The 12,102-nt window shown below is 70.4% G+C and carries 11 protein-coding genes; 6 read left to right on the top strand and 5 right to left on the bottom strand.

All coding sequences use genetic code 11. The features are described 5' to 3' along the window. Window positions 1-77: 77 nt before the first annotated feature. Complete coding sequence (locus KJK29_RS12525) at window positions 78-494, bottom strand: SCO4983 family protein (protein ID WP_215118928.1); 417 nt, start codon at window positions 492-494, stop codon at window positions 78-80. Between the two features lie 113 nt (window positions 495-607). Further along, a complete protein-coding gene (locus tag KJK29_RS12520) occupies window positions 608-1,819 on the bottom strand; it encodes a pyridoxal phosphate-dependent aminotransferase (protein WP_215118922.1) in 1,212 nt (403 codons plus the stop codon). 420 nt (window positions 1,820-2,239) lie between these two features. Between KJK29_RS12520 and KJK29_RS12515 the strand changes: the two genes are divergently transcribed. Then, a complete protein-coding gene (locus KJK29_RS12515) occupies window positions 2,240-3,166 on the top strand; it encodes a S1 family peptidase (RefSeq protein WP_215118915.1) in 927 nt (308 codons plus the stop codon). A 22-nt stretch (window positions 3,167-3,188) separates the two neighbouring features. Here the strand turns inward: KJK29_RS12515 and KJK29_RS12510 are convergent, their stop codons facing one another. Both KJK29_RS12510 and KJK29_RS12505 read right to left on the bottom strand, forming a co-directional pair. Next, complete coding sequence (locus tag KJK29_RS12510; RefSeq protein WP_215118909.1) at window positions 3,189-4,802, bottom strand: N-acyl-D-amino-acid deacylase family protein; 1,614 nt, start codon at window positions 4,800-4,802, stop codon at window positions 3,189-3,191. An 11-nt stretch (window positions 4,803-4,813) separates the two neighbouring features. Further along, window positions 4,814-6,091, bottom strand: coding sequence for an amino acid deaminase (locus KJK29_RS12505; RefSeq protein WP_215118908.1), 1,278 nt, complete (start codon window positions 6,089-6,091; stop codon window positions 4,814-4,816). Window positions 6,092-6,232: 141 nt separating this feature from the next. Here KJK29_RS12505 and KJK29_RS12500 point away from each other — a divergent pair, with 141 nt between their 5' ends. From KJK29_RS12500 to KJK29_RS12480, 5 genes are all read left to right on the top strand, one after another. Next, window positions 6,233-7,267 carry a sugar kinase gene (locus tag KJK29_RS12500; protein ID WP_215118907.1) on the top strand — a complete coding sequence of 345 codons (1,035 nt, stop codon included), beginning with the start codon at window positions 6,233-6,235 and terminating at the stop codon, window positions 7,265-7,267. After that, window positions 7,264-8,025 carry an IclR family transcriptional regulator gene (locus KJK29_RS12495; protein WP_215118906.1) on the top strand — a complete coding sequence of 254 codons (762 nt, stop codon included), beginning with the start codon at window positions 7,264-7,266 and terminating at the stop codon, window positions 8,023-8,025. The genes KJK29_RS12500 and KJK29_RS12495 overlap by 4 nt, the downstream gene beginning before the upstream one ends. Beyond that, complete coding sequence (locus tag KJK29_RS12490) at window positions 8,022-8,432, top strand: RidA family protein (protein WP_184591008.1); 411 nt, start codon at window positions 8,022-8,024, stop codon at window positions 8,430-8,432. Before KJK29_RS12495 ends, KJK29_RS12490 begins: the two co-directional genes overlap by 4 nt. A gap of 97 nt (window positions 8,433-8,529) precedes the next feature. Continuing rightward, window positions 8,530-10,008 (top strand): GntP family permease, encoded by a 1,479-nt coding sequence (locus tag KJK29_RS12485; RefSeq protein ID WP_215118905.1) that lies wholly within the window; start codon window positions 8,530-8,532, stop codon window positions 10,006-10,008. Between the two features lie 65 nt (window positions 10,009-10,073). Further along, window positions 10,074-10,613, top strand: coding sequence for a hypothetical protein (locus KJK29_RS12480; protein ID WP_215118904.1), 540 nt, complete (start codon window positions 10,074-10,076; stop codon window positions 10,611-10,613). A 21-nt stretch (window positions 10,614-10,634) separates the two neighbouring features. Here the strand turns inward: KJK29_RS12480 and KJK29_RS12475 are convergent, their stop codons facing one another. Next, window positions 10,635-11,987: a M14 family metallopeptidase gene (locus tag KJK29_RS12475; RefSeq protein ID WP_215118903.1), complete on the bottom strand. Its 1,353-nt coding sequence runs from the start codon at window positions 11,985-11,987 to the stop codon at window positions 10,635-10,637. Window positions 11,988-12,102: the final 115 nt, after the last annotated feature.

The raw sequence follows: 12,102 nt of genomic DNA, 5'->3' as shown, positions 1-12,102 counted from the left end.
AAACTGTGGCACCCGGCCCGCGCGTCGCTGCGGGTGCGCGCGGACCGGGGCCGTTCAAGGGAGCCCGTTAAACAGGCTCAGTGGGAGGCGAGCTCGCGCGGATCGAGGGCCGCCGAGTGCACATCCATCTGCTCGGCGGCCAGAATCGCCGCAGCCGTATCAGCCCGGGACGCGGCGACAACCAACGCCCGCCCCGCCAGGGCATGCGCCCGCCGATGGAGCGCCACCGCACTCCGCTCGCGGCGCCCCCGGGACGCCCGGGTCGGCGTACGCCCACCCCGCAGCCGGGCCACCTGCTCCGTGAGCCGTTCCGCCGAGGCGTCCAGGTCGGCCGAGGGCGCTGCCGCGCGGAGTTCGTCCGTGACGGCGAGGAGCGCGGCGAGATGGCCGGCGAGCTGGATGTCCAGCTCTTCCTCACGCGAGCGGTGGGGGAAGTCGGCGGTGGTGCCGGCCATCGTGCTGTGGACCGACTTGGCGCGGATCGGTTCGTACATGGGACGGCCTCCTGAGTGCTTCAGGAAGCCATCCTAGCTTAGATTTCGTCTAAAGTTGAGTTGTTCACAAAACCGGACCGCCCGCACACGCAGTGTGAGCGGGGTCTCTTCGGTCAGGGCTGGCTGTAGCCGTCCAGGAAGTGCCCGATCCGGCCCATCGCGTCCCGCAGGTCGCCCACCGACGGCAGGGTCACCACCCGGAAGTGGTCCGGCTCGGGCCAGTTGAAGCCGGTGCCCTGGACGACCATGATCTTCTCGCGCCGCAGCAGGTCCAGGACCATGCGCCGGTCGTCCTTGATCTTGAAGACCTTGGGGTCGAGACGCGGGAAGAGATACAGCGCGCCCTTCGGCTTCACACAGGTCACGCCCGGGATCTGGGTCAGCAGCTCGTACGCCACGTCGCGCTGCTCGCGCAGCCGGCCGCCCGGCAGGACCAGGTCGTTGATCGTCTGCCGTCCGCTGAGCGCCGCGACCACGCCGTGCTGTCCCGGCATGTTCGCGCACAGCCGCATGTTCGCGAGGATCGTCAGGCCCTCGATGTAGGAGTCGGCGTGGGCGCGCGGCCCGGAGATCGACATCCAGCCGACGCGGTAGCCGGCGACCCGGTACGCCTTCGACATGCCGTTGAAGGTGAGGGTGAGCAGGTCGGGGGCGACGGCGGCGGTCGGGGTGTGCGTGGCCTCGTCGTAGAGGATCTTGTCGTAGATCTCGTCCGAGCAGACCAGCAGGTTGTGGCGGCGGGCGATGTCGGTGAGCCCCTTGATCATCGCCTCGTCGTAGACGGCCCCGGTCGGGTTGTTCGGGTTGATGATCACGATCGCCTTGGTGCGGTCGGTGACCTTGCGCTCGATGTCGGCCAGATCCGGCATCCAGTCGGCCTGCTCGTCGCACCGGTAGTGCACGGCCGTGCCGCCGGACAGGGAGACGGCGGCGGTCCACAGCGGGTAGTCCGGCGCGGGGACGAGGACCTCGTCGCCGTCGTCGAGCAGCGCCTGCATCGCCATCACGATCAGCTCGGAGACGCCGTTGCCGATGAAGACGTGCTCGACGTCCGTCTCGATGCCGAGGGTCTGGTTGTGCATGACGACCGCGCGGCGTGCGGCCAGCAGCCCCTTGGCGTCTCCGTATCCGTGGGCCGAGGAGACGTTCCGGAGGACGTCCTCCAGGATCTCGGGCGGGCATTCGAAGCCGAACGCCGCCGGGTTGCCGGTGTTGAGCTTGAGGATGCGGTGACCTGCTGCTTCCAGGCGCATCGCCTCCTCGAGCACCGGGCCCCGGATCTCGTAACAGACGTTGGCGAGCTTGGTCGACTGGATCACCTGCATGACAGGGAGCTTACGGCCCGGTAATGCCCCGTGGCTCGTGTTTTCCGCCACGCGAGACGCGCCGGTTTCGCATGAAATCGCCATACGCAGCCTCATCGGCCTCCGGGGGCGCCGGGAGCGCGCGCGGAGGCGGATTGGGCCAAAGGGGCGACGGGTGCGTGGTTCCCCGCACCCCGGGGCGGGGCGCCCGCTACCCGGGCAAAACCCGACGAAGCTCGGAAGCGGCCACCAAGTCCCCCAACCGTGCCCCCCAAGTTCCCGGCAGGTCACGGCGGTTGCGTAGGGTCGGCCCGGACGCCGAGGGTCCCGTTGTGAAACAGGTTCTTGTGCCGCCCGCCTTGCGACGATCACAATGCACATGACAACAGTGCGGGCGGCCGGAGGATTTCCGGCCGCCTCCGTCGCAAGAGGGGACCCCCCATGAGAAAACCTCTCGCCGCCGCGTTCTTCGCCCTGGCGATAGCCGGGGCCGGCGCGGCTCCCGCGACCGCTGCCGAAGCAGGCCCCCAGGGCTTCGGCAAGGGCGCGGAAACGGGCAAGGTCACGTCCGCCGTCACGGACGTGGTCACGTCCGCAACGGAGACCCTGTCCGGGCTCAGGAGCCCGTCGGCCAAGGCTGTGAACTTCGCCGGCACCGTCGCGCTCAGCAACTGCTCCGGCTCCGTCGTCCGCATGCCGGACGCCGAGGCGAACGACCCGGCGCTGGTGATGACCAACGGCCACTGTCTGGACGGCGGCATGCCCGGTCCCGGCGAGGTCCGTGTCGACCAGGCCTCCAGCCGTACCTTCGGACTGCTCAACTCCTCCGGCTCGCGGGTGGCCACCCTGCGCGCCAACAAGCTCGCGTACGGCACGATGACCGACACGGACGTCGCGTTCTACCAGCTCACCACCACGTACGGGCAGATCAAGAGCTCGTACGGCATCGACGCGCTGACGCTGAACGACGCGCACCCGGTCGCCGGCACCGCCATCAGCATCCCCTCGGGCTACTGGAAGCGGATCTACAGCTGCGACATCGACGGGTTCGCACACAGCCTGAAGGAAGGCGACTGGACCTTCAAGGACTCGGTCCGCTACACCTCCGCCTGCAACACCATCGGCGGCACGTCCGGCTCGCCCGTCGTCGACCAGGCCACCGGCAAGGTCGTCGCGATCAACAACACCGGCAACGAGGACGGCCAGCGCTGCACGGTGAACAACCCCTGTGAGGTCGACGCGAACGGCAACGTGACCGTCCGCAAGGGCATCAACTACGCCCAGCAGATCTACCAGGTCCCGGCCTGCTTCGGCGTCGACAGCAAGCTCGACCTGAGCGCGAGCGGCTGCACCCTGCCCAAGCCGTAGGGCAGGGTGCCGGGCCGGGTGGTCACACGAGAGCGGTTCTGCGGACCGCCCGGCCCGCCAGGACGTCCGTGCGCCGGCCGTCCTCGATCACGAAACAGCCGTCGACCAGGACGTACGGGATGCCCGTAGGGAGCGTGCGGGGTTCGTCGAAAGTGGACCCCGCCGCCACCGTCGCCGGATCGAAGAGGACCAGGTCGGCGACATACCCCTCGCGCACCAGGCCCCGGTCCGGCAGTCGCAGCCGGGCCGCCGGGCGTGCGGTGAGGTGCGCGACGCACTCCTCCAGCGACAGCACCCCCAACTCCCGCACGTAGTGGCCGAGGTAGTGCGGGAAGGTGCCGTAGGCGCGCGGGTGCGGCTTGGCGCCCTGGAGGATGCCGTCCGAGCCGCCGGTGTGCACGCGGTGGCGCATGATCGCCCGGACGTTCTCCTCGTGGCCGACGTGCTGGAGGATCGTCGGGGCCAGCCGGTCGGCCAGCAGCAGCCCGCGCGCGGTCGCCCAGGGGGCCTCGCCGCGCACGTCCGCCGACTCCTTCACCGTCCGGCCGACGAACTCCGCCAGGGCCGGATCGCCCACGCCCGAGATCTCGATCGTGTCCCACTCGATGGGCACGCCGTGACAGCCGTCCGAGCCCGTGATCTCCAGGTCGTGGCGGATCAGCGCCGCCGTCTCCTCGTCCGCCAGCCGCTTCAGTGCCTGCTCGGGGCCGCCCTCGTTCGCCCAGCTCGGCAGCATGGCCGCCAGGGTCGTACAGCCCGGGGTGTAGGGGTAGGTGTCGAGGCTGATGTCGGCCCCGGCCGCCAGCGCCTCGTCCAGGAGGGACAGCAGCTCCGGCGCCCGGCCCTTGTTCACGCCGAAGTTCATGGTGGCGTGGGCGAGATGCAGGGAGCAGCCCGCCTCACGGGTCAGGGCGACCATCTCCCGGTAGGCCTCCAGGGCGCCCGCGCCGTAGGAGCGGTGGTGCGGGCAGTAGTAGCCGCCGTACGACGCCACCACCCGGCACAGCTCGGTGAGTTCGGCGTCCTGCGCGTACATGCCGGGCGTGTACGTCAGCCCGGACGACATGCCGACGGCGCCCTGCTCCATGCCCTCGGCGACCAGCCGCCGCATCCGGTCCAGCTCGTCGGGGGTCGCCTCGCGGTCCTCCCAGCCGACGGCGAGCGCGCGGACCGTGCCCTGGGGGATCAGATAGGCCGCGTTGACCGCGATCCCCCGGTCCAGCCGGTCCAGATACTCGCCCACCGACCGCCAGTCGAAGTCGATGTCGTCACCGGAGCCGTTCCACCCGGCGATCGCCCGGCGCACCTCGCCGAGCGTGCGGTCGTCGACCGGCGCGTACGACAGTCCGTCCTGGCCGATGACCTCCAGGGTGACGCCCTGGGCGGCCTTGGCGCTGTGGTCGGGGTCGCGCAGCAGGGCCAGGTCGCTGTGGGCGTGCATGTCGACGAAGCCGGGGGAGAGGACCAGCCCCTCCGCGTCCAGCTCCCGGCGCGCCCGGGGGCGCTGGCAGCCGGCCGCGGCCGCCTCCTTGACGATCGACACGATCCGGCCGCCGTCGACCACGACATCGGCCCGGTAGGAGGGTCCGCCGGAGCCGTCCACGACCTCCGCGTCCCGGATGACGAGCTCTTCCATCGCGGGCCTCCTCAGAAGAACGTACGGACGTAGTCGACGACCGTGCCGTCCGCCGCCACGACCGGGATCAGCTGCCACTTGTCGAACGACGTGCACGGATGGGACAGCCCCAGACCGACCCAGTCACCGACCTCCAGATCCGCCTCCGGCGTGGTGCTCAGCCACGCGTGCTGGTCGGACAGGCCCGTCACCGACACCCCGGTGGCCGGGCGCTCGGCGCCGTCCCGGCGGATCACCTGCGCGAAGGGCAGATCGAGGTCGTAGGCCGCGTCCCGCTTGCCCGCGTTGACGAAGGCCTGCTCGGCGGAGGGCCGCGACACCACCTGCGTCCACAGGCGGAACGCCGGCTCCAGGGCGCCCTCCTCGGGGACCCGGTTGAACGGGGTCAGCTTGCGGTAGTGGCCGTCGTCGTGCGAGACGTAGGCGCCCGAGCGCAGCAACTTGCAGACGGGACGGGAGAGTTCGGGGATCTCCGCGAAGACCTCGGCGACCGCGTCGAACCAGGCGCTGCCGCCCGCGCTGACGACGATCTCGTCCAGGCCCTCGAAGCGCCCGGCCTCGTCGAAGCCGGCGGCGAGCGCGACCAGCCGCCGCAGCCACGCCGTCACCCGCTCCTGGTCGGCCTTCGGCACCTCGCCCTCGTAGCCCGCGACACCGACGAGCCGCAGGGTCCGGGTGCGCGCCACCGCGTCCGCGACCGCCGCGCACTCCTCCTCCGTACGGACCCCGGTCCGGGCGCCCTCCCCGGCGGCGAGTTCGACGACGACGTCCACCGGGCGCCCGGCACCGCTCAGGGCCGCGTCCATCAGCTCCACTCCGCGCACGGAGTCGACGTAGCAGACGAAGCGGAAGTCCGGGTCGGCGTCCAGCTCGGCGGAGACCCAGCGCAGGGCCGCCGCGTCGACCAGCTCGTTGGCGAGGAAGATCCGCCGGGTCCCGAACGCGCGCGCCACCCGCGCCTGGTGGGGGACCGCCAGCGTGATGCCCCACGCCCCGTGCTCGATCTGCCGCTGGAAGAGCTGCGGGGCCATGGAGGTCTTGCCGTGCGGAGCGAAGGCCAGGCCGTGCCGGGTCGCGTACGTCTCCATGAGCCTCAGGTTGTGCTCCAGGCGCTCGGCGGACAGCGCGAGCACGGGCGTGGCGAAGCCGCCGGTGAAGAGGTTGCGGCGCTCGGCGGCCAGCTCGCCCACGGTCAGTCCGTCGGCGTCCGGCGGGAGGCCCTTGAAGCGGTGGTCGACGCGCTCGGCGGCGAGCCGGGCGAGGGACTCGGCGGCGGTGTCGGCTGTCATGGAGCCTCCTGATCAGCAGTGTTGCGTTCTGTGCAACCGTCATTGCGTATGTCGATGCACGCTGTCTAACATCTCGGCCACCCCCGGTCAATGAAACCGTCACCGGCCGGCCCGACGCCTCGAAGAGGAGCCACGAGCATCGTGACCCCCACCGGACCCTGCAACGCCCCCGACGTCGTGGACGTCGTCGCGCTCGGCGAGTCCATGGTCACGTTCCTGCCCTCCCGGCCGGGGCGGCTCGCCGATGTGCCCTCCTTCGAACGGGGCATCGGCGGGGCCGAGTCGAACGTGGCGTGCGTGCTGGCCGCCGCCGGGCATTCCGTGCGGTGGGTGAGCCGGGTGGGGGACGACCCGTTCGGTGATCACCTGGTCGAGGCGATCGGCGGGTACGGGGTCGACGTGGCCCACGTCCGGCGCGATCCCGGCCGCCCCACCGGCATCTACTTCCGCACTGCCGGGGACCGGGCCACCGACGCGCACGAGGTGGCGTACTACCGGGCCGGTTCCGCGGCGTCCGCGATGAGTGTCACGGACCCCGACCCTGCGGCGGTGCGCTCCGGGCGCGTGCTGCACCTGTCCGGGATCACGCCCGCGCTCTCCACGAGCTGCCTGGAGCTGATGCGCGAGCTGACCGCCCGCCGCCCCGGCCGCCCCCTGGTCTCCTTCGACGTCAACCACCGGCCCGGACTCTGGGGCGACACCGACGCCCCCAAGGTGCTGCGGGACCTCGCACGCGGCGCCGACCTCGTCTTCGTCGGGCAGGACGAGGCCTGGGGGCTGGACAGCCCCGAGGCCGTCCGCGCCGCCCTCCCCGAACCCGAGGTACTGGTCGTCAAGCAGGGCGCCGCCGGGGCCACCGTCTTCGAGAAGCGGGACGTCACCTTCGTCCCCGCCCCGAAGGTCGACGTCGTCGCCGAGGTCGGCGCCGGAGACGCCTTCGCCGCCGGGTTCCTCTCCGCCACCCTGCGCGCACTGCCCGTCCGGGACCGGCTGCGGCACGGGCATCTGATGGCCGCCGCCGCCCTCACCGTCCCCGGCGACCACGCCACGCCGCCTTCCCGGGAGCACGCCGACCGGCTCGCCGCCCTGGACGACGCGGCATGGGGGAGACTGCGACTCGGCCCGGGCTGGACCGCGGAGGCACAGCGGGCCGACGAGGAGGTACGTACGCCATGAGCCAGACCGTCGACCGCGCGCTCAGCATCCTGCCGCTGCTCGCCGAGGGCCCCGCCGACCTGGGGCAGGTCGCCGACCGCCTCGACGTGCACAAGTCCACGGCCCTGCGCCTGCTGCGCACCCTCCACGAGCACGGCCTCGTCTACCGCCAGTCCGACCAGCGCTACCGCCTCGGCGCCCGGCTCTTCGCGCTCGCCCAGGAGGCGATGGAGAACCTCGACGTCCGCGAGATCGCCCATCCCCATCTGATCCGCCTCAACGAGAGCTGCGGGCACACCGTGCACCTCGCCGTGTACGAGGAGAACGAGGTCCTCTACATCGACAAGGTCGAGAGCCGCTACCCCGTGCGGATGTACTCCCGCATCGGCAAGCCCGTCGCCATCACCGTCGCCGCGGTCGCGAAGCTGCTGCTCGCCGACCTGCCCGAGCACGAGCGCCGGGCCGTGGCCGAGAAGCTCGACTACCCCACGTACACGGCCCGTTCGACACCCAACGCCGGCGCGTTCCTGCGCGAGCTGGACAAGGTGCGCGAACAGGGCTGGGCCACCGATCTCGGTGGCCACGAGGAGTCCATCAACTGCGTCGCGGCGCCCATCCGCGGCGCCGACGGCCGGGTCGTCGCCGCGATGTCGGTCTCCGCGCCGAACGTCGTCGTCACCGCCGACGAACTCCTCACCCTCCTGCCGCTGGTGCGCCGTACGGCGGACGCCATCAGCGGCGAGTACTCCGGCAGGACACCAGTGAAGGGCACCGTATGACGGACAAGATCGCACTCACCCCGAAGACCCACACCACCCCGCCGGCGAAGTTCTCGCACGGGGTGAAGAAGGGCAACATCCTCCAGGTCGCCGGCCAGGTCGGCTTCCTGCCCGCCGAGGAGGGCAAGGCGCCCACCCCCGCCGGGCCGACCCTGCGCGAGCAGACCCTCCAGACCCTGGCCAACGTCAAGGCCATCCTCGAAGAGGGCGGCTCCGGCTGGGACGACGTGATGATGATCCGTGTCTACCTCACCGACGTCGACCACTTCGCCGAGATGAACGCGATCTACAACGCGTACTTCGAGGAGCAGGGCCTCACCCAGCCGCCCGCCGCGCGCACCACGGTCTACGTCGGCCTGCCCGCGGGTCTCCTCATCGAGATCGACGCGCTGGCCGTACTCGGCTGACACACCCCTCTTTTCGTTGAGGCGCGGCGCCTTCGGAGCGCCGCGCCGCGCTCCCCCCTACCCCGAAACCGAATGCATTTACGTAGAGGACCCCCCCATGTCCCTTCCGCTCGCCGCGGCCGCCCCTGCCGAGACCCCACCCCACACCGGAGGCCTGCTCCTCCTCGTGGACGGCACGGCCGGACTGCTGCTCACCGCCGCCCTCGGCATCGGGCTCCTGCTGTTCCTCATCATCAAGATGAGACTCCAGCCGTTCGTCGCGCTGCTCGCGGTCTCCATAGCCGTCGGCCTCGCGGCCGGTCTCTCGGTCACCGAACTCTTCGGCACGGTCCAGAAGTCGGACGCCGTCTCCACGATCGAGTCCGGCATGGGCGGCATCCTCGGCCATGTCGCGATCATCATCGGCCTCGGCACCATGCTCGGCGCGATCCTCGAAGTCAGCGGCGGCGCGGAGGTACTGGCGAGCCGTCTCCTGGGCCTCTTCGGCGAGAAGCGCGCCCCGCTCGCCATGGGCCTCACGGGCCTGATCTTCGGCATCCCGGTCTTCTTCGACGTCGGCATCTTCGTCCTGGCCCCGATCGTCTACGCCGCCGCCAAGCGCTCGGGCAAGTCGATCCTGCTCTACTGTCTGCCCCTGCTCGCGGGCCTCTCCGTCACCCACGCCTTCCTGCCGCCGCACCCCGGCCCGGTGGCCGCGGCCGGTCTCCTCAATGTCGACCTCGGCTGGGTCATCCTCATGGGCATCGTCTGCGGACTGCCCGCCGTGCTGGCCGCGTGGGCGTACTCGGCGTGGATCGGCCGCCGCATCTTCGTCGCCGTGCCGCAGGACATGGTCGAGGCGGCCGAAGAGGCCAAGCAGGCGGTCCTCGACGAGCAGCGGGCGACCGGCACCGAGCCGCGCGAGCAGCCGGTCTCCCTCGGCACGGTCCTCGGCATCATCGGCACGCCCCTGGTCCTCATCCTCGCCGCGACGTTCTCCTCGATCGCCCTGGACCCCTCCACGCTCCGCTCGGTGATCGAGTTCTTCGGCAACCCCTTCGTGGCGCTCACGCTTGCCCTGTTCCTCGCGTACTACCTGCTCGGCATCCGGCGCGGCTGGTCCCGCAAGTCCCTGGAGACGGTGTCCACGGCGTCTCTCAAGCCGGTCGGCAACATCCTGCTGGTCGTCGGCGCGGGCGGCATCTTCGGCGCCGTCCTCAAGGCCAGCGGCGTCGCCCAGGCCCTCTCCGACACGTTCAACGACGTGGGCCTGCCGGTGATCGTCCTCTCCTACCTGATCTCCGTGGTCCTGCGCGTCGCCCAGGGCTCGGCGACGGTCGCCATCGTCACGACGGCGGGCATCGTCGCCCCGCTCCTCTCCGAGGGCGACCACTCCCAGGCCTTCGTCGCCCTGGTCATCATGTCCATCTCGGCCGGCTCCATCTTCGCCTCGCACGTCAACGACGGGGGCTTCTGGATGGTCTCCAAGTACTTCGGCATCAGCGAGCGGGACACGCTCAAGTCGTGGACGGTGCTGGAGAGTGTGCTGTCGGTGGCGGGGTTCGTGGTGGCCGCGGTGCTGAGCCTGTTCGTGTAGGCGTCTGATAACGATGCAGGGGCTGGTTGTGTGCGGCACAGGTTTGTCGACCATACTGCTCCGCTGTGGAGCAGCGCATAGGTTCGAGCAGCCAGCCCCTGGAAGGCGCCGGATTCGACCCGGCCTTCATCCCCGGGCTCACGTCACCCGCGTCCGGACGGACGAAGGACGAGGAGCCGGAGAAGGAGCCCGAGGTCGCGGAAGCCGAAGACGCCGAAGACGCCGACGACACGGAGGAGACCGAGGAAGCCGAGGGGGCCGAAGAGGCCGCCCCGGAGCCGGTGGAGGAAGCCGCGGCGGAGGACGCCGCACCGGAAGACGGTCCCGTCTTCGAGGCCTCCGACCGCCGCGCGAAACTGGTCGCCGACCACAGAGGCGTACGCCTCTTCCTGGACGACCAGGAGTGCGAGTTCCGCTGGGACGAGATCGGCGCGGTCGAGACGGAGACCGCCCGCTTCGGCAAGCGCTGGACCGTCACCGTCCACACCCCTGACCGGCGCTGGTACCCGATCGAGATCGAAGCACCGGCCAGGAGCCGTTTCACGGAGTGGGACAGCCAGTTGGACGCGGTTCTGGACGCTTACTTCGACGAGAACGCCGAGTAGGGGCGCGGGGAACCGCGCACCTCAGCTGCAGTACTGAGTTTCCTTTCCGATCGACCGGTACATGCAGTCCGCGTTCTCCAGAAGTTGCAGCACCGCGTCGCGGTTACGCGAAGTCTCCCGCTCGATGACCTCGTCGGGCGGGTAGAACCCGCCTCCACCGGACCTCGGATACATCTCGAACGTGTAGCCGAAGATCTTGTGCGTGCCCCAGAGGTAGTCGTCGATCGACCCGTCGGTGATGTACAGATCGCTCGACTGCTCCGCCGTGTAGCCGTTGCTCGCGGCCATCTTCTGCCCGACCGACTTGAACGCCGCGTGGTCGTCCGCGGTCATCCCCGTCGTGGTGTCCGAGTACGTGTAGCCGAACGGCCACAGCACCAGCTCGCTGTACGTGTGGAAGTCGACACCGGCCCTGATCTGCTGCTTCCCGCCGACGACCCGGCTGCGCACGAAGTCGGCGACGACCTTCACCTCGGGCGCCGACTCCGCCGCCGTGCCCCGGTAGGTGTCGGAGGACGGCGAGCCGGAGGAGCCGCCGCAGCAGCCCCAGCGGTAGTTCCAGTTGCGGTTCAGGTCCGTGCCGACGTACGACGAACCCGAGTTGGGCTGGCGGTTCTTGCGCCACGAGCGGTACGACCCGGTGGCGATGTCGTACTCGCCGCCGTCCGGGTTGAGATCCGGGACGATCCAGATCTCACGGTTGTTCACCATGCTGGTGACGCGTGAGTCGGAACCGTAGTCGGAGGTCAGCTCGCGCAGCAGGTAGAGCGCCATCTCGACGGTCAGGTGCTCGCGGGCGTGCTGGTGGTGCGTGAACAGCACCTCCGGCTCGGCCTCGTCGGTGGCGACGTTGTCGCTGATCTTGAGGGCGACGATGTCCCGGCCCTGGTACGACTTGCCGATCACGCGCCGGCTCGCGATCGACGGGTTGGCCGAGACGATCGAGTTGATCTCGGTCGTCATCTCCGCGTAGTTGTGGTAGCGCGAGTCGGCGGACGGGAAGTCGTAGATCCGGACGTCGTCCTCGCCCGCGGACCGGTCGGGCACCGCGCCGAGCGGCGTGACCTCGTAGCCCAGGGCGCGCAGCTTTCTGATCTGGTCCGCGCGGCCGGAGACGACGACACCGTGACTGTGGGACTCGTCCACGGTCACGCCCGTGCGCTGAAGTGCCGTGCGGTCCTTGGCCGTCGCGTGCAGATGGACCTCGTACTGCCTGACGTCGTCGGCCGAGGGGGCCGCCTTGGGGGCGCTGTCGGCGGTGGCGTCCGGCGCCGTCGCCGAGAGGGGCGCCGCGAGGGCGAGTGCGAGAAGGGCGGCGAGGGCGGCGGTGCGTCTGCCGGTGCCGGCCCCGGAACCTCGTATGCGAAGTCGCATGAAATCTCCTTGTGGGAGGTGGGGTTGTTCGTGCGACGTACGTAGTGCGGGTGGCGCACATCGTTCTGCCAATGGCATGAGCAGGTCAAGACTGAAAGCGGTCGCGCAGTGTACG

This window comes from Streptomyces koelreuteriae (assembly GCF_018604545.1).
Taxonomy (GTDB): domain Bacteria; phylum Actinomycetota; class Actinomycetes; order Streptomycetales; family Streptomycetaceae; genus Streptomyces; species Streptomyces koelreuteriae.
Note: the sequence above shows the minus strand (reverse complement) of the source record. Positions and strands in the feature narration are given on the sequence as shown.